Source organism: Streptomyces sp. NPDC059718 (assembly GCF_042733315.1).
In the GTDB taxonomy this organism is placed as follows: domain Bacteria; phylum Actinomycetota; class Actinomycetes; order Streptomycetales; family Streptomycetaceae; genus Actinacidiphila.
Map to the genome: position 1 here is coordinate 1 of NZ_JBHWGA010000050.1, position 24,593 is coordinate 24,593.

The window sequence follows — 24,593 nt, forward strand, 5'->3', positions numbered from 1 at the left end:
GTCCCCGGTGCACCGGGGACAAGGGCCCTTCGTCCGTACCGCAGTCGGCTACTTGACGCCGAAGGCGCGGATCAGGGTCTGGTTGACGCTGTTCCCCTTCGCGTCCCGCGCCGTCGTCCGCAGGCTCGCGAAGCGGGCCCGGGACGGCGCGTCGAGCTGCGCCTTCCAGCCGCCGCCCGACTGCCGCAGCGTCGCCTTGCGCCAGGTGGCGCCGTCGTCGTACGACACCTCGAGGGTCACGGTGCGGATCGCCCCCGCGCCCGCCGCGCCCTTCAGGTGCGAGGCGGTGACGGTCAGTCCGGTCCGGCGCTGGGCCTTGCCGGACAGGTCGGTGGCCACCGCGTAGTCGAGCTGGACCAGCGGCAAGGGCGTGATGGCCGAGTAGTCCGTGGTGCTCGAGGTGAAGCCCCACTCGGTGCGGGTGCGGGTCGAGTACGGGCGGTCCGGTGTGTTCCGCTCGCCCTCCACCACGATCCGGTAGGGCTGCGGGTCCGGTGAGAGCCCCTCGGCGGTGACGATCCGCTCGTTGTAGTCCTCACCGAGCAGCTGGTCGCCCTGGTACAGCGAGACCTTCGAGGTGTTGCCGTCCACCCAGGCGACGCCTGAGTGACCGCCCGAGTCGCCCCAGGCCGGCAGGACGGACGTGCTGATGATGTCGCCCACCCGGTAGGGGGCCGTCCAGCTGATGCCGTCGTTGAGCACCCGCGGGTGCTGGATCGCCGAGAACCAGGTCTCGGTGTTCGTGCTGCGCGCCTTGTAGGTGCGCGTCACGCCCCGCTGGCCGAGGTCGCGCATCGCGGCGGAGGAGATCCAGCGGGCGTCGTCGCCCGCCGAGACCCACGAGGTGAGCGTGCCTTGGGCCGCGACCCGCGTCGGCTGGATGAGCGTGGGCCGGTTGAAGACGAGCGACACGTCCTCGCGGTACGCCACGGCCTCGGCCTGCGTGCTGTTGCGGAAGGACTCGTCGATGCGGGCCAGGTCCCCGGGACGGGGACGGTAGGACGGGTCCTTCGGGACCGCTCCGTCGTGGTGGCGGATCAGGTCGTACGCGTAGCGCGGGTACGGGTGCGAGACCACCTTCAGCGTCGCCGTACCGGGCTTGCGGAGCCGGCTGAGCAGCCGTGCGCTGTCGTCGGTGCCGAGCGAGGCCACCGGCAGGGGGGCGGCGTCGGGCAGGTCGGCCCAGGGGTCGAACTTGCCGTAGCCGTCGTTCAGGATCAGCAGCTGCCGTGCGCCGGCCTTCGCCGCCGCGGCGGCCTGGTCCGGGGCGGACACCGTGTCGCTGCGGCGGACGACCGCCACCTGGCCGCGCACCTTGAGCTTGCGGAAGTCCGCGGCGGAGCCGTCACCGGCCCAGACCGCGCGGTAGGTGCCCGTGCCCTCCCGCAGCTTGGGGGACATGCTCTGGAGGGTGACGTCGTCGTAGGTCTGCGAGCCGGAGGAGAACGTCAGCGGCGGCTGGACCTGCCGCCAGCGGGTCGCGAAGTGGTACGAGCCCTTCGTGACCTTCGGCGTCGGGGTCACCCAGAGGCTGTCGTAGCGCCAGTACTCGGGCATGTAGCTGTCCAGGAACGGGAACAGGTCGCCGTTGGTGCGGTACTGGTCCACGCGCATGAACTCGTTGGCGGTCGGCTGCGGCGTGACGGCGGCCGCCTTGCGCAGGCTCGCGGCGTCGAACCGCACGGTGCGGTCGGCGTCGAGGTCGATCTGCGGCGCCGAGAACATCGCGAAGCCCAGCGTGTGCGTACCGTCGATGCCGGGCACGTCCGCGTTCAGCCACGCGGAGTAGGTGCTCGGGGACAGGCGCAGGTCGATGCGGCCCGAGGCGTCGACGGCGAACGCCTTGGGGGCGGTGTTGCGCTCCACGTCCTTCAGGATGAGGGTGCCGGGCAGGGCCTTGCCGTGCCGGTCCTTGGCGGTGACCGTCAGGTTGACCCGGCGGCCCTCCTTGTTCACCCCGACCGTGGTGCGGGCCAGTGCCGTGCCGTCGGCGCCGGTGGCGACGAGGCGGGTGGAGTAGGCGCCGTTGTCCTCGGCCGCGTCGAGGTGGGTGATCACGCCGACGGAGGCGGTGCCGTGGGCGGGCACGGTCAGCCGCGGTTCGGTCAGCGTGAACAGGCCCTCGGGCAGCTGGCCCGGGCTCAGGGACAGGTCCACGGTGACCGGTGCGGCGCCGGAGTTGGTGTAGGTGACGTCCTTGCGGACCGTCTGACCCGGCGTGTACGGGTAGTGCGTCTGCGCGTACGCGTCGCCGGAGGCGACCAGCGTCGCCTTCACGGCGGCGGCGACGTCCACGCGCCCGCTGCCCGCCTCGAAGGGGCTGAACCGCTGGGTGCTCGCGGTGGTGCTGATCAGGGCGGCCTTGAGCTGCTGCCCCGTCCAGTCCGGGTGCTCGGCGGCCAGCAGGGCCGCGGCGCCCGCCACGTGGGGCGTCGCCATGGAGGTGCCGCTCATCGTCTGGTACGCGCCCTCGCCCTCAGGGGCGTACTGCGAGCGCGCGGCCAGCACGTTCACCCCCGGGCCGGTCAGGTCGGGCTTGACGGCGTTGTCGCCCACGCGGGGGCCGCGGCTGGAGAACTCCGCCAGCTGGTCCACGCCCTTGCCGGGGCCGTTGACCGCGCCCACCGTCAGCGCGGCGTCGGCGGCACCGGGGGCGCTCACGGTGTAGGGCGCAGGGCCGGAGTTGCCCGCCGCGATGACGAACAGCGCCCCGGTCTCCTCGCTGAGCCGGTTCACGGCCTCGCTCAGCGGGTCGGTGCCGTCGGTGGCGTCGCCGCCCAGGCTCATGCTGACGACCTTGGCGTGCTGGTCGCGGGCGGCCCATTCCATGCCGGCCAGGATCCAGGAGTCCTGGCCGCTGCCGAAGTCGTCCAGGACCTTGCCGATGTGCAGGGACGCGCCCGGGGCGACGCCCTTCTCGGTACCACCGGAGGCGGCGCCGGTCCCGGCGACGGTGGAGGCGACGTGGGTGCCGTGGCCGTGCCGGTCGGTGACGTCCGCGCCGGGCACGAAGCTCTCCGTCGCGGCTATGCGGCCGGCGAAGTCCGGGTGCGCGGCGTCGATGCCGGTGTCCAGGACGGCGACGTCCACGCCCTGCCCGGTGTCCCCGCCGGCCCAGACCTCCGGGGCGCCGATCTGCGCCGTGGTGTCCGACAGCGTGGCCTTGACCTTGCCGTCCAGCCACACCTTGGCGATGCCGCCGGCGAGCCGTCCGCTGCCCGCCGTCTTCGCGGCCGCGGTGGCCTTCGCGTCGGCAACGGTGAGGGAGGACCAGAAGTCCGCGGCCCGCTCGTGCTCGGCGGAGATCGCCGCGCCCTGGATGCTGCTGAGGGCCAGGGTCCTGCGCGCGCCCTCCGGGGTCTTCGCGCTGCGGGAGCGGGCGGCGGCGTCGGTGTACGTGACGATGAGCGGCAGCCGGTCGCTGCGCGCGTCGTCGTAGCCGTCCTTCAGCAGCGCGGTGACGTTGAAGAGCCCCTCGTCCAGGGCTCCTGACGCGATGTAGGGGACCGCGGCGTCGGGATACACGTAGGTGTCGGTGCCCACCGACATCACGTGGGCGCCGCCGGTCCTGCCGTGCGGGTCGGTGACCGAGGTGACGGCCTGGGCCCGGCCGTCCCCGGTGACGGTGACCTTGTCGCCGGTGATCAGCGTGACGGTGCGCACGGCAGCGGGAGCGGCACCGGTCGCGGCGGGGGAGGGGGACGTCGCCGAGGGGTCGGCCGATGCGGCCGGACCCGTGGCCGTCAGCACCACCAGTGCTGCGACGGCGGCTGTCAGCCCGCGTCTGCGGGACGGAGGCATGCGCAAGGGAACCTCATGGACTCGATGGGGTGGGGTGGAACGCAGTCAGCCATCCGTTCGCATCGCTGTAAAGGCGGCCCTTTGGCACTTCTGTGCCATGTCACCAAGTGGACACGGCGCAAAGCGGCGCAATGATCGGCAAGCGAGACACACTGCACGGTGTGAGCGGCCGCCGCACCGCGGCACATCCATCACACGTTGCTGACATGACGTCAGTTCGCTCGCGTGCACGAAGGTCAGAGGTGGAGAACGATGACGGAAGGCGCCGCACCCTTGGAGCTGGTCGGACTCGACGCGGGGGCGGAGGCCGTCTACCGCGAACTGCTCGCACACGGTGGCGGTACGGCCGACGACGTCACCGCGGCGTTCGGGCTGGGCACCGGAGCGGCGGTGGCCCTGCTGGAACGCCTGCACCACTCCGGGCTGCTCAGCCGCCGCTCCTCGGGGGAGTACCTGACCGTGGATCCGCGTCACGCGCTGCGGACACTGGTGGAGTCCCGCGAACGCCAACTGGCCGCCGTGCGCGACGCCACCGGTCCGCTCGGCGCGCTGTTCGACGAGGCCAGGCGGTCCAGCGCCGGCGAACCCGCCACGCGGACGATCAGCGGCCCGGAGGAAGTCGGGGACTGCTACTACCGTTTGCACCAGGCCGCCAAGTACGAGATGTGCGGCCTGGCCCGACCCCCCTTCCTGTTCGCTCCGAACGGTCCGCTCGACGAGGCCGCCGTACGGCGCGGCGTACGGGTGCGGGTCGTCTACGCGGCAGCCAGCTTCGACGAGGACGGCGGGGGGCAGGAGCTGGGCAGCCTGGTCTCACGCGGCGAGGAGGCCAGGGTCGTGTCCTCGCTGCCCGTCAAGCTGACCATGGCGGACCGCTCGGCGGCCATGGTGTCGTTGAGCCTGGGCCCCGACAGCACCGACACCCTCTACACCGAGGCGCCCCCCTTGCTCGAGGCCCTGACCGAGCTCTTCGAGCACTACTGGGCCGGTGCCGCCTCACTGAGCGGGCCGAGCTCGCAGCCGCCGCCGGCGCCGCAGCCCTCCACCCCCGGCGAGCAGGTGCGCAATCCCACCGACGAGGAGCGGAACCTCCTCGCCCTCTTCGCCGCCGGGGTCAAGGACGACGCCATCGCCCGCCAGTTCGGGATCTCGACGCGGACACTGCGCCGGCGCATCCAGGACCTCTACACGGAGCTGGGCACCACCAACCGGTTCGGCGCCGGCGTCGCGGCGGCCCGGCGCAACTGGGTGTGAGCGCGGAGTTGCGCCGCCGCGCCGCGGAGGGACGATGGGAGGAGGGCGCGGCGGTGTGCCGTGCCGTCCGAGGTGGTCCAGGTGTCCGAGGCGCGAACGGTCGACTACGGCGTCACCAGGTTCGACGTCCCCCTGCCCGGGACGTTCGAGGAGGCCGTGCGGCGCTACGAGTCGCTGGTGCCGCAGTACCGGGCCGATGAGATCCGGGACCTCGTCCGGTCCGGCGGCTCCTGGGAGAGCGCCCTCGCGCTGGCCGAGGGGAACGCGCCCCACGGATTCATGATCTTCTGGAGGGACAACGGAACGGCGCTCATGGGCATCGCCGGGGACACGACGCCGTTCGTGATGTACCTGATGGGCAACTACGCCATCGCCGAGCGGATGTTCCGCCACGATCCCTCCGCCATGATGCACGCGCCGCTCCGCACCGAGATCTACCGGAGCGCCGACGCACCGCGATTCGTGATCGACAAGCCGAGTTCCCACTTCGGCAGTTACGGCAGCGAGGAGATCGCCCAAGTGGGCCTGGAACTGGACCACAAGGTCGCCCACCTGCTGACACTGATGGAGGCGCCGGTGCCCGCCGGGCTCGGCTGACCCGACCATGGCGGATCTGCGCTACGACACCTTCGTGTGCGACGGGTTGCGCCGCGCCCAAGGCCCCCGGTTGCCCGACGGGAGCCCGATCTTCTCCTCGCCGCTGACCTCGACGCTGGTCCTCGGCGACGCGGAAGCGGTCCTCGTCGACCCGCCGTTCACCCGTGAGCAGGTGCGCGGTGTCGGGGACTGGATCGAACGCTCCGGCAGACGGCTGACGTACGTCTACGCCACCCACGGCCACGGTGACCACTGGTTCGGCACCGATCTGCTGCTGCGGCGCTTCCCCGGGGCGGTCCCGTACGCCACCGAGGGCACCATCGAGCTGATGCACAGGCAGGCCACCGAGGGCCGCCGGACCAGGTGGGACGTGGACTTCCCCGGGCTCATCCCGGACAGCCCCGTGGTCTACCGGGTGGTCCCGGACGACGGGTTCACGCTGGAGGGGCACCCGCTGCGCGTGGTGGAGACCGGCCACACCGACACCGACGACACGACCGTCCTGCACGTCCCGTCGATCGGCCTGGTCGTGGCCGGAGATGTCGCCTACAACGGGGTCCACCAGTACCTCCGGGAAAGCGCCGGCGGCGGCATCAACAAGTGGCTCGCCGCGATCGGCACCGTCCTCGCGCTGCACCCGCGCGCGGTCGTGGCCGGCCACAAGGACAAGGCCCTGCCCGACGACCCCGTGATCCTGCGGCAGACCCGCGACTACCTGCTCGACGCCCAGCGCCTGCTGGCGGAGGAACCCCGCCCCCGCACGTTCTACGACCGGATGCTGCAGCTCCACCCGGACCGCCTCAACCCGGGCCCGGTCTGGTACAGCGCCCTCGCCCTCCTGCCCTGACCCCGCCGCCCGGACCGGGACCGGAACCGGAACGGCGGCGGGGGCGTCGTGCCCAGGGACGACCCACTCGATCATGAAGCATCGCGAAGGAGCCCGGGCATGACGGCTGTGGCCACGCGTTACCTGTACCTCGTCCGGCACGGGGAGGCCGTGCCGGACGAGAGCGGTCTGTCGGACGACGGGCGCCGCCAGGCCGCCCTGCTCGGCCGCCGCCTGGCCGACCACCCGATTTCCGTGGTCCATCACGGCCCCCTGCCCAGGGCCGCGCAGACCGCCGCCCTGATCGGGGAGCACCTGGACGGTGCCGTCCTGCGCGCCTCGGAGACCGCCGGCGACTACGTCCCCTACTTCCCGCGGCGGGACGAACTGCCCCAGGACAGCGCCGACCACCTCCTGCGCTTCCTCGACGGCGCCACGGCGCAGGAGCGCGCGCTCGGTCCGTCGCTGGCCCTGCGCGCGCTCGAGCAGTTCACCGGTCCCGTCGAGGGCGATCGGGAGCGTCACGAACTGGTCGTCACCCACAACTTCCTGGTCGGCTGGCTGGTGAGGCATGCCATGGACGCCCCTCCGTGGCGGTGGCTCGGGGTCAACCAGGGCAACGCGGCCCTGACCGTCATCCGCTACGCGCCGGGGCGGCCCGTCTCGGTCCTGGTCCAGAACGACACCCGTCACCTCCCTGCGGAGCTGCGCTGGACCGGCTTCCCGCCCGAGCTGCGGATGTGAGGGCGCGGACCGGCCGGCGTCAGGGCCGCCGGAGGCCGTCCGCTGCCCCTGGATAAAAAATGGATGTGCATTCATTATGATGGAGCCATGCAGAGCACACCCAGCCGCACCGCGCAGCACGTCGCGCTCTTCCGGGCCCTGGAGTCGGTGCGCAGGGGACCGCGCCTGTTCACCGACCCGTACGCCGCCTCGTGCCTCGGTCCCGGCTACCGCCTGGCCGTGACGATCGCCCGCTGTCCGGGCGTGGCGGGCTTCCTCGAGCGGTGGATCGACCGGCGCTGGCCCGCCGGGCCGCGCGCCTCGGCCGTGGTCCGCACCCGGCTGATCGACGACCTGGTCGTGGACGCCCTGGAACACGGCGCCCGGCAACTCGTCCTGCTGGGCGCCGGCTACGACAGCCGGGCCTTCCGCCTCGACGCGGCGCGCGGCGTCACCGTCCTGGAGGTCGACCACCCGGCGACGCAGGCGGTCAAGCGCGGGCTGGCCGCCACCTGGTCCGCCCGGGCGGGCCGGCCGGGAGACGGCATCCGCTTCGTTCCCGTGGACCTGATGGACCAGGACCTCGGCGACGCCCTGCGCGAGGCGGGACTGGGCGACGAGCGGGCGGTGGTGGTGTGGGAGGGTGTGACGAACTACCTGGACGCGCCGTCGGTGCACGCCGCGCTGACGGCGCTCTCCACGACGCTGGCGCCTGGGAGCCGGATCGTCCTCACCTACATGGACCGAAGGGCCCTGGACGGCACCGGTGACTTCGACGGCGTCACCGCCTGGGCGGACACGGTGCGTACGGCCGGGGAACCCTTCACCTTCGGCTTCCTCCCGGACGAGCTCCCGGAGTACCTGACCGAGCGGGGGCTGGAGCTCACCCTGGACCGGTCGGCGAGGGAGGCCGCCGGGCGGTACCTGGAGCCCCTGGGGCGGCACGAGCCGGCCGCGCCCTTCTACCGGATCGCCCAGGCCGAGGTGAAGTGATGCCCAAGGTCAGTGAGGAGCACCTGCGGGCGCGGCGCGCGCAGATCCTCGACGCCGCCGCCCGCTGCTTCGCCCGTACGGGCTTCCACCGCACCACCATCCAGGACATCGCGGCCGAGTCCGGATTCAGCGCCGGCCTGGTCTACCGCTACTTCGCCGACAAGGACGCCATGGTCGTGGCCATCGCGGACCGGTGGCACGACGACCAGGCCCGCCGACTGCACCTGGACGACCCCGCCGGGCACACCGCCGACGCCCTCGGCGAGGTCGCCGGAGGCTACCTGGAGCTGCTGCGCTCACTCGCCGGCTCCGACGAGCGGCAGCGCGTGCAACTCGGTGTCCAGATCTGGGCCGAGGCCCTGCGGGCACCCCGGGTGCACGCGGTGGCGCGCGAGGGTGTGGACCGTCCCCGCGCCGTCGTCACCGACCTCGTCCGGGCGGCCCAGGAGCGCGGCGAGCTGGACGCCGCGTGGCCCGCCGACGGCCTGGCCCGGGTGTTCGTCGCGATCTACCAGGGGCTGGCGCTGCAGACCGCCTGGGATCCCGAACTGGACCACGCCGCCTACGTCGCGGCGGTCGAGCGCCTCATCGGCGCGCCGGCGCGCCGACCTGATCCTTCGTCGCCCTGAAGCGCGCCCACCTCAGTCCAGGACGAGCGACGACAACTGCGGTGAGTACGTGGCGTGCAGCACGAGTGCGGCGCTGCCCACGACGGCCGCGTCCGCGCCGAGGGGGGAGGCCGCGACCTGGACGACGCGGATGTGCCGGGCCAGGGGTCGTGAGGCCAGCGCGGAGGCGACGGCGTCGACGTAGCGGGACTCTACGTGCTGGATGCCGTGGCCGCCGAGGATGATGAGGTCCACGTCGATGAAGTTGGCGATGGTCACGGCGACCGTGGCCACGTGACGCGCGGCCTCGTCGACGACCGCGGCCGCGATCGGGTCGCTGGCTCCGGCCGCCCGCTGGACCGCGGCGTGGTCGACGGAGGCCGGGTCCCGGTCGTACGCCGGGGACAGCACGCTGCCGCCGGGCTTGTCGGTGAGGCGGCGGTGCGTCTCGGCCACGATCGCGGACGGGTTGGCCAGTCCTTCCAGGCAGCCCCGGTTGCCGCAGTAGCACTCCGGCCCGTCCGACAGCACCGTCGAGTGTCCGAACTCGCCGGCGTTGAGCGAACCGCCCCGGTAGACCTGGTGGTTGAGGACCAGACCACCGCCGATGCCGGTGCCGAAGAACAGGTAGGCGAAGTTCGCCACACCCCGGCCCGCGCCGGACCAGCGCTCCCCGACCGCGGCGGCCGTGGCGTCGTTGTCGAGCGTCACCGGAAGACCGGTGGCGTCACTGAGCATCTGCTGCAGCGGGACGCGCGTCCAGTGCGCGAGCTGGGGCGGGGCGACGATCATGCCGCTGCGCTGGTCGATCGGCCCGGGGGTGGCGAGACCCAGCCCCAGGACGCTGGCGCGCGGCACGTCCGCCTCGGCGAGCACCTCGGCGACCAGGTCTGCCATGGCGGCCACCACGTGCGTCGGATCGGTGCCGGGGGGAGTGGGGTGCCGTCTGACGACCAGCGGCCGGCCGAGCAGGTCGACCACGGAGCAGGTGAGTTCGACCGGGTCGAAGACGAGACCGACCGCATTGCCCGCGTCCGCGTTGACCCGCAGGGTGGTGCGGGGCTTGCCGCCGCCCGCGCCACGACTGGCCCCGTCCTCCCGGACGATCCCCTCGTCCAGCAGACGGCGCACGATCCCCGAGACGGTCTGCGGGGTCAGCCCCGTCTTCTGGGCGATCTCGACCCGGCTGATGCCGTCGGCGAGTTGGATCTGGTCCAGGACCACCGCCCGGTTGTACCGCCCGACTTTGGGGAGGTTTGTTCCTGCTTGCCGCACACGCGTTCCTCTCTTACCGCAATGACGATACCGCTCAAGGGCGTTGACTTAGTAAAACAAATGGATTTAAAGTCCGGTGCCCAAGCCGTAACAGGTCCGGCATGGAGGCACGGCGCAGTGTCATCGGAGGCAAGTTGATGTCCACGAAATGTCGCATCCCAGGGGAGGCGGGCCCGCGTGATCGTCGCGGCGTCCGCAGCGTGGAGCTCCGCGCATGAGCCGCGCCCCGATGCTGCTGGAGATGCGGTCCATCACCAAGACGTTCCCCGGCGTGACGGCGCTCGCGGACGTCAACCTGGTGGTGAAGGAGGGGGAGATCCACGCGATCTGCGGCGAGAACGGCGCAGGCAAGTCCACCCTCATGAAGGTGCTGAGCGGGGTCCACCCGCACGGCAGTTACACCGGCGAGATCGTCTACCGCGGCGACACCGTGCGGTTCCACGACATCCGGGCCAGCGAGCAGGCCGGCATCGTCATCATCCACCAGGAACTGGCGCTGGTCCCCGGCATGTCGATCACGGAGAACATCTTCCTCGGCAACGAGCCGCGCAAACGCGGCTCGATCGACTGGAGGGCCGCGCAGCACCGGGCGGTGGAGCTGATGGAGCGCGTCGGCCTCAAGGAGGACCCGGACACGCTCGTCAAGGACATCGGCGTCGGCAAGCAGCAACTCGTCGAGATCGCCAAGGCGTTCGCCAAGGACGTGAAGCTGCTCATCCTCGACGAGCCGACCGCGGCCCTGAACGAGACCGACTCGCAGCACCTGCTCGACCTGCTGCGCGGCTTCCGGGACCGTGGCATCACCTCGATCATGATCTCCCACAAGCTGAACGAGATCGAGGCGGTCGCCGACACCATCACCATCCTGCGCGACGGCCGGACGATCGAGAGCCTGGACGTCGAGGCCGACGGCGTGAACGAGGACCGCATCGTGCGCGGCATGGTCGGCCGCGAACTCGACAGCCGGTTCCCCGACCACACGCCCGACATCGGCGAGGTGTTCTTCGAGGTCCGCGACTGGACCGTGCGGCACCCCGCATCCGAGGAACGGCTCGTGTGCAAGGGGTCCAGCTTCACGGTGCGGCGCGGTGAGATCGTCGGCTTCGCCGGCCTCATGGGCGCCGGGCGCACCGAACTGGCGATGAGCCTGTTCGGCCGCTCCTACGGCACGTTCCTGTCGGGACGGGTCTTCAAGGACGGCGAGGAGATCCACCTCAAGACGGTGTCGGAGGCCATCCGGCACGGCCTCGCCTACGTCAGCGAGGACCGCAAGTCGGTCGGCCTCAACCTGCTGGACGACATCAAGACCTCGATGGTCGCCGCCAAGCTGTCGAAGATCTCCCGCCACCAGGTCATCGACCCGGTGAGCGAGCACCGGATCGCCGAGGAGTACCGGCAGAACCTGAGGATCAAGACCCCCAGCGTGGACGAGGAGGTCGTGAAGCTCTCCGGCGGCAACCAGCAGAAGGTCGTCCTCGCCAAGTGGATGTTCACCGACCCCGACCTGCTCATCCTCGACGAGCCCACCCGCGGGATCGACGTGGGCGCCAAGTACGAGATCTACGGGATCATCCAGCGGCTGGTCGACCAGGGCAAGGGCGTCGTCGTCATCTCCTCGGAGCTGCCCGAGCTCATCGGACTCTGCGACCGCATCTACACCGTGTTCGAAGGCGCCATCACCGGCGAGGTGACACGCCGCGACGCGAACCCGGAACTCCTCATGAAACAGATGACCTCTATGAAGAAGACACCGAGCCCATGAGCCGCATCACAGACCTGCAGAAGAACCTCTTCGGAGGCTCGACCTCCAACGCCCGCCAGTTCGGCATGATCGCCACGCTCGTCGCGATCGTGCTCCTGTTCCAGATCTGGACGGGGGGCCTGACCCTGACCTCCGGCAACCTCATCGCCGTGGTCAGCCAGTACTCCTACATCCTGATCCTGGCCATCGGCATGCTGATGGTGATCGTCGCCGGGCACATCGACCTCTCGGTCGGCTCGGTGGCGGCGTTCACCGGGATCGTGGTCGCCAAGACGATGCAGGAGCACTCGCTCCCCTGGCCCCTGGGCATCCTGCTCGGCCTGCTCGTCGGCGCGGCGATCGGTGCCTGGCAGGGCTTCTGGGTCGCCTACGTGGGGGTGCCGGCGTTCATCGTCACCCTGGCGGGCATGCTCCTGTTCCGCGGCGGCAACCAGTACATCGGCAACGCCGACACCGTGCCGGTCCCCACCGGATTCCGCGACATCGGCGCCGGCTTCCTGCCCGAAGTGGGCCCGGACACCGGCTACAACAACCTGACCCTCCTGCTCGGTCTGGTCGCCTGCGCGGGCGTGGCCTGGCGCGAGTGGCAGGCCCGGCAGACCCGGCGCGCCATGCACGCCGACTCCGCGCCGCTGTGGGTCACGGGGATCCGCCTGGCCGTGATGGTGGGCGTCATCATCTTCGCGACGCTGCGCTTCGCCGGCGGCCGCGTCGGCACCAGCTTCCCGATCTCCGGCATCATCCTGATCGCCCTGGTGCTCGCCTACTCGTACTACACCCGCAACACCGTCGGAGGCCGGCACATCTACGCCGTCGGAGGCAACTCCCGCGCGGCCGAACTGTCCGGCGTGAAGCTCCGGCGCGTCAACTTCCTCGTCATGATGAACATGTCCGTGCTGGCCGCGCTCGCCGGCATGATCTTCGTGGCACGGTCCGCGGCGTCCGGCCCGCAGGACGGTCTGAGCTGGGAACTCGACGCCATCGCGGCCGTGTTCATCGGCGGCGCCGCCGTCTCCGGCGGCCTCGGCACCATCAGCGGCTCCATCGTCGGCGGTCTCGTCATGGCGCTGCTCAACAACGGTCTCCAACTGGAGGGCGTCGGCTCGGACATGGTCCAGATCATCAAGGGCCTGGTCCTCCTCCTCGCCGTCGCCTTCGACGTCTACAGCAAGAGCCAGGGTCGCTTCTCGATCATCGGCACCCTGATGCGTCCGTTCCGCCAGAACGAGACGTCCACACCGGTCGACCCGGCGAACCCGGCATCCGACCCCGACAAGGCTCCGGTCGCAGGCTGACCGACCGGCAGTAACCCAGGGTGCCGCATCAGGGCGGCGCTCGATTCTCCCCGCATCACCAGGAAAGGGCACAACCCACATGCGCAGAACCATCACCAGAGCCGTCGCCGTGATCGGCGCCGCCGCGCTGCTCGCCCTGGGCACGGCGTGCTCCAACGAACGCGAGGGCTCCACCGGTAAGGACACCAGCGACGCCAAGGGCGGCTTCGCTAAGGACGCCCTGGTCGGTGTCGCGCTGCCCGCGAAGACCTCGGAGAACTGGGTGCTCGCCGGCGACCTGTTCACCAACGGGCTGAAGGACGCCGGCTTCAAGGCCGACGTGCAGTACGCGGGCGCCTCGACCACCGTCGCGGACCAGCAGGCGCAGATCTCCTCCATGGTGACCAAGGGCGCGAAGGTCATCGTCATCGGTGCGACCGACGCCTCGCAGCTGTCCACCCAGGTGGCGCAGGCCAAGCAGGCCGGTGCGACGATCATCGCCTACGACCGCCTCATCACCAACACCCCGGACGTCGACTACTACATCGCGTTCGACAACTTCAAGGTCGGCCAGCTGCAGGGCCAGGCGCTGCTGGACGGCATGAAGGCGAAGAAGGCGAAGGGCCCCTACACGATCGAGCTGTTCTCCGGTTCGCCGGACGACAACAACTCGAAGGTGTTCTTCGACGGCGCGATGGAGGTGCTGAAGCCCGCCATCGACAAGGGCGACATCGTTGTCGGTTCCGGTCAGACCGACATCAAGCAGACCGCGACCCAGGGCTGGAAGGCGGAGAACGCCCAGAGCCGCATGGACTCGCTGCTGAACTCCACCTACAACGGCAAGAAGACGCTCGACGGCGTGCTCTCGCCGAACGACACCCTCGCCCGGGCCATCATCACCTCGGTGAAGGGCGCCGGCAAGCCGGTCCCGGTCGTCACCGGCCAGGACTCCGAGGTCGAGTCGGTGAAGTCGATCATGGCGGGTGAGCAGTACTCCACCATCAACAAGGACACCCGCAAGCTCGTCGCCGAGACCATCAAGATGGTCCAGGCCCTGCAGACGGGCGGCAAGCCGACGATCAACGACACCAAGTCGTACAACAACGGCAGCAAGGTCGTCCCGTCGTACCTGCTCCCGCCGGTCATCGTGACCAAGGAGAACGCGGCCGAGGCCTACGCCAACGACCCGAAGCTCTCCGCGCTCACGAAGTAGCTCACGAAGCAGTCGCGCACCACCACTGCCGCCGGTGCCCCGGACCACGTCCGGGACACCGGCGGCAGCCGCGTTCCCGGCACCGGAGGACGCCGCCGCCACGGGAGCCAGGTCAAGGGCAGCGCAGCAGCCGCCGTGGTCCGAGCCCGTCGTCGTGGATGAGCCGGATCTCCGTCCTCCCGAGGCCGCCAAGCCCGTGCGGGCGCGGGACGTCGATCTCGTCACCGGCCATGGTGATGGCCGCCTCCTTCGCGGAGATCGCGTCGTCCGCATGGTCCACCACGTAGTAGAACCAGGTGGCCGCGGGGCCGCGGGCCCGGACCCTGAACCCCACCAGCCATTTGTCCGCCGAGGTGGCGCGACACGCGGTCGCGTGCGGGCACCGTGGCGTGAGGGCGTACCCCTGGTCGTGCCCACGCGTTCCCCCGATCGCCGAAACGGCCCTGGTGATCTGCAGCATGGCGCGCCTCCTCACTCTTCGGTCGTGCCCGGGTGGGACGCGAGAAGAAGTTGAGCCATCTCCCTCCCGACCGGACAGCCCCCGCCGCTGTGACAGCGGCCGGCCGCCCCGCGGGACCCGGCTCAGGCCTCGGCCCGGGACACCAAGGCCCAGGCGGCCGGGCACGCCGGTCCCGGGCGGCGCGTCGTGGACGCGGCCCGGGCCCGGACGGCGCGCCCCTCATCCCCAGGCGCCGGCGATCTGCCGCGTCGTGGCGTTGAGTCGGTTGAACAGGTTGGTCACGCCGATCATCAGGACGATCGCGGCGAGCTGCTTCTCGTCGAAGTAGGTGGCGGCCGCGTCCCACACCTCGTCACCGACCGCCTCGGGCCGGTCGGCCAGCCGCGTGGCGGCCTCGGCCAGTGCCAGCGCCGCCCGCTCCTCCTCGCTGAAGTACGGGGCCTCCCGCCACGCGGCGACCGTCGCCAGACGCTCGTCGCTCACCCCGGCCTTGCGCGCCGTCTTCGCGCCGCCGTCGACGCAGGCGCTGCAGCCGTTGATCTGACTGACCCGCAGATGCACCAGCTCCAGCGTCTGCCCGTCCACCCCACCGGAGTGCACGGCCTTGATCAGCTCCTGGATGGGCTGCATCGCGCCGGGCAGGACGGCGGCCGGGTTCTGCATACGGGACTGCATCATGGTTCTCCCTCTTCCTCTGCGGTGCCCCGCTCCCCGGGGCGTGACTCCATGACAGCGCTTGGGACTTGCCATGACGACGGCGGTGGGACACCGTGGGACAGCCGGAACGGCCTTGTACAGCGGCGATGCGGCCCCGAGGCGTTCTTCCGGGGCGGGACAGGAAGGCGGGGGACGGGTGGTTGCGCAGCAACGGACGGCGGAGGCCGACCCACCGGAGGAGCTGGCCGCCCGGCTCCGCATGCTCCAGGAGCTGTCCGGACGCGGTGTACGGGCCCTGGCGCGGGACACGGGCCTGAGCTCGTCGTCACTGTCGCGCTACCTCACCGGCCGGACCGTGCCGCCCTGGCCCGCGGTCGTCGCGCTCTGCCGCCTCGTCGCACGGGACCCGCGCCCGCTGCGCCCGCTGTGGGAACGGGCCTCCAACCCGCTGCCCGCGCCCCCGAGGACCAGCCGCCAGGCCCACCCTCCGACGCCGCTCGCGTCGGCCCCGCGGCCGCCCCGCAACGATCTGCCGCGTGACGCGCCCGACTTCACCGGACGCAGGGACGAACTCGCCGCCGTGCTCGCCGCGGTCGGCAGGAGCAGGGTGGTCGCCGTCGACGGCATGGCGGGCGTCGGCAAGACCTGCCTGGCGGTGCACGCCGCGCACCGCCTGGCCGCCGACTATCCCGACGCCCAGCTCTACCTGGACCTGCACGGGTTCACCGAGGGCCGGCGGCCGCTCGACCCGGACCCCGCGCTGCGGGCGCTGCTCGCGGCGCTCGACGTGCCCTCCGAGAGGATCCCGCAGGAGGGCGTCGAGCAACTGGCCGCCTGCTGGCGCTCGGAACTGGCGCACCGGCGGGCCGTCGTGGTCCTGGACAACGCCGCGGACGCCGCCCAGGTCCGCCCGCTGCTGCCCGGTGCGGGCCCGTCCGTCGCCCTGGTCACCAGCCGCAACCGGCTGCTCGGCCTGGAGGAGGTGCCACCCGTCTCGCTGGACGTGCTGACCTCGCAGGAGAGCACCGAACTGCTCGCCCGTGCCAGCGGCGAGCCCGACGGATCCGGCGGGCGGCTGGCCCGCGAACCGCAGGCGGCGGCAGAAGTGCTGCGGCTGTGCGGCAACCTGCCGCTGGCCCTGCGGCTGGCCGCGGCGCGGCTGAGGCACCGGCCGGGCTGGACCGTGGGCATCCTCGTCGAGCGGATGGCGGAGGGCCCGACCGAGTTCGACACCGCGTTCGCCATGTCGGTGAACCAGCTGGACCGTGCCCAGCGCCGCCTGTTCCGCCTGCTGAGCCTGCTGCCGGGGTCGACCTTCGACGAGTACGTCGCGGCCGCCCTCGCGGACGTGCCGCTGCGCGACACCCGGGTGATGCTCGAGGACCTGCTCGACGCGCACCTGGTCCAGCAGCCCGCCCCCGGCCGCTACCGGCTGCACGACCTGGTGCACCGGCACGCACTGCGGGCCACCACCGAGCAGGACCCGGCGGCCGAGCGGGAGCGGGCACGGGCCCGGGTGCTCGACTACTACGTGCACGCGGCGGCCGCCGCCGACGCCACCATGCCCTTCCCGTCCCGCAGCCGGGACGCCTGCGCGGGCCCGGCCCCCGCGGAGCTGCCGCGGTTCACCGACAAGTACACCGCCCTCGCCTGGTTCGGCGCCGAGTACGCCAATCTGCTGGCCGCCTTCGAGGCGGCCCTCGCCGCCGGGGCCGACGCCCATGTGTGCGAACTGCCGCGCTTCATGAGGTCCTACTTCGCCCGGCGCTGCGGCACCACACAGCTCAACACCCTCTTCGAGGGCTCGCTGGCCGCAGCCCGGCGCCTGGGCGACCGGCGGCAACTCGGGGAGGCGCACAGCGATCTGGGCTTCGCGCGCTACAACGCGGGGCGGATGGCGGAGGCCGGTGCCGCGTACGAGGCGGCCACCGCCCTGGTGGCGGAGGCGGGGGACGTCCGGGCCGAGGCCGAACTGACCATGCGGCGCGGCTACCTGGGGTGGGACCAGGGGTACGTCGAGGAGCCGCTGGAGTTGTTCCGCCTGGCGGGGAAGCTGTACGCGGACGCCGACTGCCCGATGGGCACGGCCCACGCCACCGCCTACGAGGCCTGGGCCATGCTGCAGCTGGGGCACCGCGAGGAAGCGGCGCGCCTGGCCCGCGAGGCGCTGGAGATCCCGCACGCCGACCCCGCCTGGCCGCCGGCGCTCACCGCGCTCATCACCCTCGGGGTGGCCATCGCGCGCGAGGAACCCGGACCCGCCTCCGACCATCTGCACCACGCCCTCGCGCTGGCCCGTGAGGACGGGCACCGGCACAACGAGGCCTGGTGCCTGAACTGCCTGGGTGTCGCCCTGCGACGGATGGGCCGCTACGAGGAGGCGCTGGCCAGCCATCGCGAGGCCTTCGCGCTGCTCGACGAACTCTTCGAGGAGCAGTGGAAGATCCACTTCCTCAACGGCTACGCCGAGACCTGCCGGCTGGCCGGTCTGCCCGAGGAGGCACTGCGGCTGCACCGGCAGGCGCTCGACCTCGCCCCCCAGGTGGGGTACCGGTACGAGGAGGCGCTGGCCCACGAGGGGATCGCCGCGGTGCTCGACGTCACGGATCCGCCCGCCGCCGCCCAGCACCGCGAGGCCGGACAAGCGATCCTGCGCGAGCTCGTACCGGGCGCCTGACGCGGGGCTTCAGGTCGCGGCGGGGACGGCCGGTCTCGCACCATGTGAGCCGCGTGCTGCCGCGGCAACCGGGCGGGGCGCGGCCGCGCGGCTGGTCAGCCGGGCTCGCCGGCCGGGCCGAGCGAGGCCAGCGCCGCCTCGCTCGGGCTCCCCGGCTCAGGGGTCCCGACGTGCAGGAGCTGTCCCGGGGCGTCGACGACGTCGAAGGTCTGGTAGGTGAGCTCGACACGCCCCAGCACCGGGTGGACGAACACCTTGAAGGCCCGGGGCAGGCTGCCCACCGTGTGGTCCTCCCACAGCGCGCGGAACTCCGGCGAGGTCCCGGTCAGTTCCGCGACCAGGCCGGCGATGTCCGGGTCTGCCGGGAACCGCCCGGCGTTGAGGCGCAGCGCGTACACGGTGCTGCGCCGCAGCAGCTCCCGGTCCGTGAACACCTCCCCGCCGCGGGGGTGGGTGAACAGGATGCGGGGCATGTTCCGTTCGTCCCCGAACGGCGAGAGCAGCGCGTCGGCGACCGGGTTCGCGGCGAGGACGTCGAAGGCCGGGCCGAGCACGTAGGCCGCGGCGCGCGGGAACGCCGCCCCGAGCAGTTGCAGGAGCGAGGGGTGCACCTGCTCGCGGGGGCGGTCCGCCGTGCGCCGGGGAGCCAGTCCCGCCAGCTGGTGGAGGTGCCCGCGGGCATCCGGGGTGAGCCGCAGCGCCGTGCCGAGGGCATCGACGACCTGGGCGGAAGGATTGCGTTCGCGGCCCTGCTCGAGGCGGGCGTAGTAGTCCGCGCTCACCCCCGAGAGCACCGCGACCTCTTCACGCCGCAGCCCGCGCACGCGCCGCCCGGAGGGCCCGGCGGCCAGCCCGGCGTCGGCCGGTTCCACGCGCGCCCGGCTCGCGCGCAGGAACGCGCCGAGCTCGTTCTCGCGCGGGGGCTTCATGCCACCGATGCTAACGGTGCCCGCGGGCGGCCACCGGTACGGGCGCACGGGCCGCCGACCTGCGTGTACCTGGGTGTGCGGCACCCAGGTACACGCACCCTTCCTCCTCCGGCGCGCGGACTGTCGGATGGAGCACGCGGCGAGGCGCCGCCCCGACACCTTTGCGAAGTGAGAACGACCATGTCCACGAACCCCAAGACCGTCCTGATCACCGGAGCCAGTAGCGGTATCGGCGAGGCGACCGCCCGCCGTCTGGCGGCGCAGGGGCACGCGGTGCTCCTCGGAGCCCGGCGCACCGGGCGCCTGGCCGCGCTCGCCGGGGAACTGCGTGCCGCAGGCGCACCGGTCGCGTACCGCGAGCTGGACGTCACCAGCCGCGACTCGGTGCGCGACTTCGCCGCCGCGGCGATGGAGGAACACGGCCGCATAGACGTGCTGGTCAACAACGCCGGGGTGATGCCGCTGTCGCCGGTCGCCGATCTGCGTGTCGACGAATGGGAGCAGATGATCGACGTCAACCTGCGGGGAGTGCTCTACGGCATCGCGGCGGTACTTCCCGTCATGCGGAGGCAGGGCGGCGGGCACATCGTCAACGTCTCGTCCGTGTCCGGCCACCGGGTCGACCCGACGGCGGCGGTCTACAGCGCCACCAAGTTCGCCGTCGCCGCGCTCTCCGAGGGGCTGCGCCAGGAGAGCCGGGACATCCGCGTCACGGTCGTCAGCCCCGGCTTCACCCGGAGCGAGCTGACCGACCGCGGCGGCTCCGAGGAGGCCCGGGCCGCCGCCCACGCGGCCGCCGAGCGGTTGGCGATCCCGGCGTCCGCCATCGCCGACGCCATCGCCTTCGCCATCGACCGGCCCGCGGACGTCGACGTGAACGAACTCGTCGTACGCCCCACCGCGCAGGGCTGAGCGCCCGCCTCCGGTGGCGGTCGCCGCCCGCGTACGCGGGCGCGGGATCCGGTGCGGACCCCGCGCCGTACGATGCCGCCGGGGGTCAGGCGGCGGCGGGAGCGAGTTCGGCCCAGTGGGTGGCGCGGCCGGTCTCCCAGCGGTCGCCGTGCGCCGAGGCCACCTGGTCCACGATGGTCAGGCCACGGCCGTGTTCGCAGGCGCCGCAGCTGGCGGCCCATTCCCCGACGGAGGCGGCCGGTCCGCCGTCGGTGACCTCCACGCGGACCTGCCCGGTGCTCCGGTCGCGGCCCAGGTGGAGCACGATGGGCGGCCGGGCGTATTCGAAGGCGTTGGTGACGAGCTCCGAGACGACCAGCAGGATCTCGTCGGCAGCGGCTGCCGGCACCTTCCAGCGGTGCAGGGCTTCCTTGGTGAGTTTGCGGGCTTCTGCGGGGGCTTCTGGCCGGTAGGAGAGCGCCCAGCTTTCTGTTTGGGCCGGCAGGGACTGCCGGCCCGGCCGCTGCCCTGCGTCGACGGTATCCATCCCATCCCTCTCGTTGTACCTACAGGTACAACACGGGCGGGTCACCGGCGATTCCACAGGCCGGGGGCTACGCGCCGGGGTCGGGGCGGCGCAGCAGGACACCGACCCCGTCGTCCAGGGCGAGGGTGCCGCGGGGCACGACCACCAGCTCGGCACCTGTACACGCCGCGGCACGCAGCAGGGCGGCTCCGGCGGGTTCACCGGGCCCCGCCCGCACGTACCCGGGGAGCGGCGGGGGATCGTTGACCAGGACGGCCTCGGCGTCCGCGCGCCCCAGCGCCGCGACGACGGCTCCGGTGCCCTCGCAGGCGGCGCGGTCCTGGGCCCGCTGCATCAGATACGCCTCCAGGCGGGCCTGGTCCGCGCCGTTGAGGCGGCCGCCGAGCTCTCGGGCGAGGTGCTCCTCCAGCAGGGCCCGGTCGGGAGTGCCGCCGGGGTTGCCGGTGCCGACCGTGACGAGGGCGTTCCCCAGGCGTTCCGGCATGTGGTCGACCAGGACACCGGCGGTCCGGGGGTCGCCGGGATCCCGCCCCAGCACGAGTACCTCGGCGGCGCCGCGGTCGGCGAGGTCGGTCAGGTCCCCGGCGAGCCGGGGCGCGGTCCGCTGCCAGTCCTCGGCCGGGACTGTCTGCCGGACGGCCGGATCCGTGTCGATGCGTCCGGCCGGCCAGCGCTCGGTCTGGGCGGCGACCTGGATGCCGCCGCCGTCCTCGGTGCGGCCGACGAACAGCGCCAGGTAGGGGAGGTCCGGGGCGCGCTGCACCACCAGGGGCAGGGCGTCGGGCAGGTCGTCGAGGTCGGCGGTGTCGTGCACGGGCGGTTCGGGCAGCTCCGCGGCGAGCACGAGCTCCCCACGGGTGGCGAACAGGGCCTGGCCGTGCCGTCCGGGCAGGTCGTCGTCCATGCCCACCGCGGCGTGCAGGGCGTGGACGGTGGCGGGGTCGGCGCCGTGGGCGGTGAGGTCGTCACGCAGGTGCCGCCAGCGGCGTGCGATGACCCGGTCGGGATCCGCGACGTCCCGGGAGGTGTCCAGGTAGGCGCTCGCCCACGGGCCCGGCCGGTCGAACAGCGGTTGCAGGAACGACAGCTTCATCAGGGTGCCTCCCGGACGGGGCCCCTGTGGCCGGGCGGCGGCCGGGGCCCGCGCGGATCGGTGTGTGCCGGCAACCGGTGCCGGCCCCCCTTGAGCGTGCCCGTACCCGCTGGAGCGTGCCCGTACCCGCGCGGTGGTCCCTCGTGCGTGTGGCGGCGCGGGCAGTGGACCGCCCGGGCCGCCACGGACTCAGGTGAGGCAGCCGACGTGGGCGAGGGCCTGCCGGAGCAGAACGCCCTGCCCGCCCTGCATCTCCTGCTGCAACTGCGGCGAGGACGCCTCCTGCGGGGTGAACCACACCAGGTCGAGGGCGTCCTGCCGGGGGTGGCAGTCGCCCGCCACCGGGACGACGTAGGCCAGGGACACCGCGTGCTGCCGGGGGTCGTGGAAGGGCGTCACACCCTGCGTCGGGAAGTACTCGGCGATGGTGAAGGGCTGCGGCGAGACCGGGATGCGGGGCAGCGCCATGGGCCCGAGGTCCTTCTCCAGGTGGCGGATGAGCGCCTCGCGGACACGCTCGTGGTGGAGCACCCGCCCCGAGACGAGGGCGCGGCTGACGTTCCCGTCCGGTCCGATGCGCAGGAGGAGACCGATGTGTGTCACCTCCCCGCTGTCGTCGACCCGCACGGGCACGGCGTCGACGTACAGGATCGGCATGCGTGCGCGGGTCAGCTCCAGGTCGTCCGGAGACAGCCAGCCGGGCGTGGTTTCGGTCATGTCGGCCATCGGGTGATCGTACGCGGAGAGCAGGCCACGTGGGGGTGATCGCCGGGGTGCGCCGCGAACCTGTTCGACCCACGTTGGTGCGCTCGCGCACGCCCTTGCGCCGCGCGTCGTCCCGTTGCGGGATCGTCAATCGGTCCGGGTGCGGAGGCTCCGCGCCAGGGTGGGGATCATGACCGTCGCAGGGACGAGGTGCAGCCCGATGAGGGCGGTGGTCGAGGCGGTGTCAGCCCCGGACAGGAGCGGCGGGACCAGCGAGATCGCGGTCAGCGACACTGCCGTCCACACGAATCGCTCGGCGGGGCGAGCGCTCCAACGAAGAAGAGCGACGGCGATGACGATGCCCACGACCGAGAAGAAGCCGGTCACCACGGCGAACCCGGACAACGGGATCGTCTCGCCGCCGTCGGGGACCTCGAAGCCGACGCCGACGGCCTGGGCGAGCGCAGCGGCGAGGGTGGTGGCCACCATCGCCGCGAGCGCCGCAATGAAGCCGGTGCCGGCGAGCCTGCGGAGTCCGTGGGTGTGGCTGGTCCGGCCCGATGCCGGGCCCTCGACGACCCCGGTGTCCTTCATGTTGTCCATGTCGTTCCTCCGTCATTCGGCAACTGGCGTACGGGGTGTGTTGACCGGCAGGTGACGGTCCCGGCCCTGGGGGTGACGATGCGCACCCTCGCCGTGCGACGGCCGGGGTTGCGCAGGGCGCGGACGCCGGTGCCGCGAAGCCAGAACCCGGCGTCGCGTCCGAGGACGGGGCCGGGCTCGCCGTCACGCAGCTCCAGCTGCACCCGCCCGCGGGTGACGACACCGAACGCGTCGCACCATTGCGCCGCGACCACCGCGACACGGGCGCCACCGCGCAGCGCGAGCGTCCGCACCGGGACTACTCCGTGCCGTCCGCCGGCAGGCGCTCCGGCAGCCCGAGCCGCGGGAACCGGTCGGCGTGGAAGGTGACGATCTCGGTGATCACCCCGCCGGTGACGCGCAGGACGTCGAGCGTCAGCGGCAGGCAGGCGCCCTCGCGCTCGTTCCAGAGGTAGAAGGCGACGGCGGGCTGCCGGTTCACCGACGTGGGGACGCCGCGCAGTCCCCGCATGCCCTCGAAGCCGTCCTCGACCCAGCCGGTCACCACCGCGTCGCGGCCCAGGGACAGGCCGGGCGTCGGCGGCATCGAGCAGCGGACGTCGTCACGCAGCATGTCGGCGAGCCGGTCGACGTCCGTGGCCACGCTGGCGTCGGTGAAGCGGCGTACCAGCTCGCGCGTCCCGGAGTCCTCGGCGCCGCCGCTCCAGTCCTGCCGCTCGGCGGGCAGGTGCTCCCGCATGCCGGCGCGGGCCCGCTGCAGCGCGCTGTTGACGGAGTGGACGGAGTCGCCGAGGAGTTCCGCGACCTCCTTCGCCGGCCAGCCGAGCACGTCGCGCAGGATGAGTACGGCGCGCGGGCGCGGCGCGAGGTGCTGGACGGCGACGAGGTACGCCAGCTCGATCGTCTCCCGCGCGACGGCGACGGTCTCCGGCTCGTCGGCGTCGGCCGCGGGCAGCTCGTCGAGCAGCCGGTCCGGGTAGGGCTGCAACCACAGCACCTCGCCGCCGGCCGCGGGCTCCGGGCGGCGCTTGGCGAGCAGGTCCAGGCAGGCGTTGGTGGCGATCCGGTACAGCCAGGCGCGGAACGTCGACCGCCCCTCGAAGGTCTCCCGCCGCCGCCAGGCACGGAGGAAGGTCTCCTGCACGGTGTCCTCGGCGTCCTCGAACGACCCGAGCATCCGGTAGCAGTGCACGTGCAGCTCCCGCCGGTGCCGCTCCGCCAGTCCCGAGAACGCGGGCTCGTCGACCTCGCCAAGACCGCTCCCGCCCAGCTCCTCCAGCCGCGTGTCCGAACTCATCACGTCGTCCTTCCGTCTCGTCGTGTCCCGTCGTAGGTGTGACGGGTGCGGGCGCGACAACTCATCACCAGGTTCCTCCGAGGATGCCCCGGCGTTCAGGCCGGGGAGTGATCGGACCCCTGCGGAGCAGGGCAGGGAAAGGGGTTTCGCCCCCAGGGCGAAAGGCCGGCGGGTAATGTGTGTGTCGTGCTGAGCGAGAACCAAGCCAGCGCGACGGCGCGTTGCGAGAACCAAGCACGAGCCACCTCAGCTTTGCCGTACACGACCGGGCAGGTTCCATCCCGGCTGGTGTTGATGGAGTAAGACCTTGCGGGTCGCTGACCTGCAGGGCTTCCTGAGCCAGGAATCCCCCTGCTTCAAGCAGGGGGAGGGTTCAACAGGGTCGGTCGGCATGGCATGGTACGGACA

Annotated in this window: 22 protein-coding genes; 11 read left to right on the forward strand and 11 right to left on the reverse strand. The window is 72.3% G+C overall.

Annotated features, from left to right (window positions below):
- Positions 1–48: 48 nt before the first annotated feature.
- Positions 49–3,801 (reverse strand): S8 family serine peptidase, encoded by a 3,753-nt coding sequence (locus ACFV3E_RS37640; RefSeq protein WP_500539637.1) that lies wholly within the window; start codon positions 3,799–3,801, stop codon positions 49–51.
- Between the two features lie 252 nt (positions 3,802–4,053).
- On the opposite strand from ACFV3E_RS37640, the gene ACFV3E_RS37645 reads away from it, so the two are divergent.
- The 6 genes from ACFV3E_RS37645 (at position 4,054) to ACFV3E_RS37670 (ending at position 8,823) form a co-directional block, all read left to right on the forward strand.
- Positions 4,054–5,055, forward strand: coding sequence for a LuxR family transcriptional regulator (locus ACFV3E_RS37645; RefSeq protein ID WP_500372276.1), 1,002 nt, complete (start codon positions 4,054–4,056; stop codon positions 5,053–5,055).
- Between the two features lie 81 nt (positions 5,056–5,136).
- Positions 5,137–5,652 (forward strand): DUF302 domain-containing protein, encoded by a 516-nt coding sequence (locus tag ACFV3E_RS37650; RefSeq protein WP_500539639.1) that lies wholly within the window; start codon positions 5,137–5,139, stop codon positions 5,650–5,652.
- Between the two features lie 7 nt (positions 5,653–5,659).
- A complete protein-coding gene (locus ACFV3E_RS37655; RefSeq protein ID WP_500539641.1) occupies positions 5,660–6,499 on the forward strand; it encodes an MBL fold metallo-hydrolase in 840 nt (279 codons plus the stop codon).
- A gap of 99 nt (positions 6,500–6,598) precedes the next feature.
- Positions 6,599–7,222 (forward strand): histidine phosphatase family protein, encoded by a 624-nt coding sequence (locus ACFV3E_RS37660; RefSeq protein WP_500539643.1) that lies wholly within the window; start codon positions 6,599–6,601, stop codon positions 7,220–7,222.
- 87 nt (positions 7,223–7,309) lie between these two features.
- Complete coding sequence (locus ACFV3E_RS37665; protein WP_500539645.1) at positions 7,310–8,194, forward strand: class I SAM-dependent methyltransferase; 885 nt, start codon at positions 7,310–7,312, stop codon at positions 8,192–8,194.
- Positions 8,194–8,823 carry a TetR/AcrR family transcriptional regulator gene (locus tag ACFV3E_RS37670; protein ID WP_500539647.1) on the forward strand — a complete coding sequence of 210 codons (630 nt, stop codon included), beginning with the start codon at positions 8,194–8,196 and terminating at the stop codon, positions 8,821–8,823. Before ACFV3E_RS37665 ends, ACFV3E_RS37670 begins: the two co-directional genes overlap by 1 nt.
- A gap of 12 nt (positions 8,824–8,835) precedes the next feature.
- Here ACFV3E_RS37670 and ACFV3E_RS37675 read toward each other — a convergent pair whose 3' ends face one another.
- Positions 8,836–10,026, reverse strand: coding sequence for an ROK family transcriptional regulator (locus ACFV3E_RS37675; protein ID WP_500539649.1), 1,191 nt, complete (start codon positions 10,024–10,026; stop codon positions 8,836–8,838).
- Between the two features lie 265 nt (positions 10,027–10,291).
- Between ACFV3E_RS37675 and mmsA the strand changes: the two genes are divergently transcribed.
- The 3 genes from mmsA (at position 10,292) to ACFV3E_RS37690 (ending at position 14,326) form a co-directional block, all read left to right on the forward strand.
- On the forward strand, positions 10,292–11,839 hold the full coding sequence (mmsA, locus tag ACFV3E_RS37680; protein ID WP_500539651.1) for a multiple monosaccharide ABC transporter ATP-binding protein: 1,548 nt from the start codon (positions 10,292–10,294) through the stop codon (positions 11,837–11,839).
- Positions 11,836–13,134, forward strand: a complete 1,299-nt coding sequence (gene mmsB / locus ACFV3E_RS37685; RefSeq protein WP_500539652.1) for a multiple monosaccharide ABC transporter permease — start codon at positions 11,836–11,838, stop codon at positions 13,132–13,134. The genes mmsA and mmsB overlap by 4 nt, the downstream gene beginning before the upstream one ends.
- A gap of 79 nt (positions 13,135–13,213) precedes the next feature.
- Positions 13,214–14,326 carry a substrate-binding domain-containing protein gene (locus ACFV3E_RS37690; protein WP_500539654.1) on the forward strand — a complete coding sequence of 371 codons (1,113 nt, stop codon included), beginning with the start codon at positions 13,214–13,216 and terminating at the stop codon, positions 14,324–14,326.
- Positions 14,327–14,438: 112 nt separating this feature from the next.
- Here the strand turns inward: ACFV3E_RS37690 and ACFV3E_RS37695 are convergent, their stop codons facing one another.
- Both ACFV3E_RS37695 and ACFV3E_RS37700 read right to left on the reverse strand, forming a co-directional pair.
- Positions 14,439–14,786: a hypothetical protein gene (locus ACFV3E_RS37695; protein WP_500539655.1), complete on the reverse strand. Its 348-nt coding sequence runs from the start codon at positions 14,784–14,786 to the stop codon at positions 14,439–14,441.
- Between the two features lie 219 nt (positions 14,787–15,005).
- Entirely contained in the window at positions 15,006–15,461 is a 456-nt protein-coding gene (locus ACFV3E_RS37700) for a carboxymuconolactone decarboxylase family protein (RefSeq protein ID WP_500327697.1), read from the reverse strand.
- A gap of 178 nt (positions 15,462–15,639) precedes the next feature.
- Between ACFV3E_RS37700 and ACFV3E_RS37705 the strand changes: the two genes are divergently transcribed.
- Positions 15,640–18,120, forward strand: a complete 2,481-nt coding sequence (locus ACFV3E_RS37705; protein ID WP_500539657.1) for a tetratricopeptide repeat protein — start codon at positions 15,640–15,642, stop codon at positions 18,118–18,120.
- Between the two features lie 95 nt (positions 18,121–18,215).
- Here the strand turns inward: ACFV3E_RS37705 and ACFV3E_RS37710 are convergent, their stop codons facing one another.
- Positions 18,216–19,049, reverse strand: coding sequence for a helix-turn-helix transcriptional regulator (locus ACFV3E_RS37710; protein ID WP_500539658.1), 834 nt, complete (start codon positions 19,047–19,049; stop codon positions 18,216–18,218).
- A 180-nt stretch (positions 19,050–19,229) separates the two neighbouring features.
- On the opposite strand from ACFV3E_RS37710, the gene ACFV3E_RS37715 reads away from it, so the two are divergent.
- Positions 19,230–19,961 carry an SDR family oxidoreductase gene (locus tag ACFV3E_RS37715; RefSeq protein WP_500539660.1) on the forward strand — a complete coding sequence of 244 codons (732 nt, stop codon included), beginning with the start codon at positions 19,230–19,232 and terminating at the stop codon, positions 19,959–19,961.
- 85 nt (positions 19,962–20,046) lie between these two features.
- On the opposite strand, the gene ACFV3E_RS37720 is transcribed toward ACFV3E_RS37715, so the two are convergent.
- From ACFV3E_RS37720 to ACFV3E_RS37745, 6 genes are all read right to left on the reverse strand, one after another.
- Positions 20,047–20,487, reverse strand: coding sequence for an ATP-binding protein (locus tag ACFV3E_RS37720; protein ID WP_500539662.1), 441 nt, complete (start codon positions 20,485–20,487; stop codon positions 20,047–20,049).
- 67 nt (positions 20,488–20,554) lie between these two features.
- Entirely contained in the window at positions 20,555–21,580 is a 1,026-nt protein-coding gene (locus tag ACFV3E_RS37725) for a baeRF2 domain-containing protein (protein WP_500539664.1), read from the reverse strand.
- Positions 21,581–21,769: 189 nt separating this feature from the next.
- Entirely contained in the window at positions 21,770–22,306 is a 537-nt protein-coding gene (locus tag ACFV3E_RS37730; RefSeq protein WP_499509019.1) for an NUDIX hydrolase family protein, read from the reverse strand.
- Between the two features lie 126 nt (positions 22,307–22,432).
- Positions 22,433–22,888, reverse strand: a complete 456-nt coding sequence (locus tag ACFV3E_RS37735; protein WP_500539666.1) for a DUF6069 family protein — start codon at positions 22,886–22,888, stop codon at positions 22,433–22,435.
- A complete protein-coding gene (locus ACFV3E_RS37740; protein ID WP_500539668.1) occupies positions 22,876–23,181 on the reverse strand; it encodes a hypothetical protein in 306 nt (101 codons plus the stop codon). The genes ACFV3E_RS37735 and ACFV3E_RS37740 overlap by 13 nt, the downstream gene beginning before the upstream one ends.
- A 5-nt stretch (positions 23,182–23,186) precedes the next feature.
- Complete coding sequence (locus tag ACFV3E_RS37745) at positions 23,187–24,185, reverse strand: RNA polymerase subunit sigma-70 (RefSeq protein WP_500539670.1); 999 nt, start codon at positions 24,183–24,185, stop codon at positions 23,187–23,189.
- Positions 24,186–24,593 lie beyond the last annotated feature (408 nt).

Excerpts from the sequence above, each read along its gene's own strand:
- ACFV3E_RS37640 (WP_500539637.1), bottom strand. The coding sequence starts at position 3,801 with ATGCCTCCGTCCCGCAGACGCGGGCTGACAGCCGCCGTCGCAGCACTG.
- ACFV3E_RS37645 (WP_500372276.1), top strand. The coding sequence starts at position 4,054 with ATGACGGAAGGCGCCGCACCCTTGGAGCTGGTCGGACTCGACGCGGGG.
- ACFV3E_RS37655 (WP_500539641.1), top strand. The coding sequence starts at position 5,660 with ATGGCGGATCTGCGCTACGACACCTTCGTGTGCGACGGGTTGCGCCGC.
- ACFV3E_RS37660 (WP_500539643.1), top strand. The coding sequence starts at position 6,599 with ATGACGGCTGTGGCCACGCGTTACCTGTACCTCGTCCGGCACGGGGAG.
- ACFV3E_RS37665 (WP_500539645.1), top strand. The coding sequence starts at position 7,310 with ATGCAGAGCACACCCAGCCGCACCGCGCAGCACGTCGCGCTCTTCCGG.
- ACFV3E_RS37670 (WP_500539647.1), top strand. The coding sequence starts at position 8,194 with ATGCCCAAGGTCAGTGAGGAGCACCTGCGGGCGCGGCGCGCGCAGATC.
- mmsA (WP_500539651.1), top strand. The coding sequence starts at position 10,292 with ATGAGCCGCGCCCCGATGCTGCTGGAGATGCGGTCCATCACCAAGACG.
- mmsB (WP_500539652.1), top strand. The coding sequence starts at position 11,836 with ATGAGCCGCATCACAGACCTGCAGAAGAACCTCTTCGGAGGCTCGACC.
- ACFV3E_RS37690 (WP_500539654.1), top strand. The coding sequence starts at position 13,214 with ATGCGCAGAACCATCACCAGAGCCGTCGCCGTGATCGGCGCCGCCGCG.
- ACFV3E_RS37695 (WP_500539655.1), bottom strand. The coding sequence starts at position 14,786 with ATGCTGCAGATCACCAGGGCCGTTTCGGCGATCGGGGGAACGCGTGGG.
- ACFV3E_RS37700 (WP_500327697.1), bottom strand. The coding sequence starts at position 15,461 with ATGCAGTCCCGTATGCAGAACCCGGCCGCCGTCCTGCCCGGCGCGATG.
- ACFV3E_RS37710 (WP_500539658.1), bottom strand. The coding sequence starts at position 19,049 with ATGAAGCCCCCGCGCGAGAACGAGCTCGGCGCGTTCCTGCGCGCGAGC.
- ACFV3E_RS37715 (WP_500539660.1), top strand. The coding sequence starts at position 19,230 with ATGTCCACGAACCCCAAGACCGTCCTGATCACCGGAGCCAGTAGCGGT.
- ACFV3E_RS37720 (WP_500539662.1), bottom strand. The coding sequence starts at position 20,487 with ATGGATACCGTCGACGCAGGGCAGCGGCCGGGCCGGCAGTCCCTGCCG.
- ACFV3E_RS37725 (WP_500539664.1), bottom strand. The coding sequence starts at position 21,580 with ATGAAGCTGTCGTTCCTGCAACCGCTGTTCGACCGGCCGGGCCCGTGG.
- ACFV3E_RS37730 (WP_499509019.1), bottom strand. The coding sequence starts at position 22,306 with ATGGCCGACATGACCGAAACCACGCCCGGCTGGCTGTCTCCGGACGAC.
- ACFV3E_RS37735 (WP_500539666.1), bottom strand. The coding sequence starts at position 22,888 with ATGGACAACATGAAGGACACCGGGGTCGTCGAGGGCCCGGCATCGGGC.
- ACFV3E_RS37745 (WP_500539670.1), bottom strand. The coding sequence starts at position 24,185 with ATGAGTTCGGACACGCGGCTGGAGGAGCTGGGCGGGAGCGGTCTTGGC.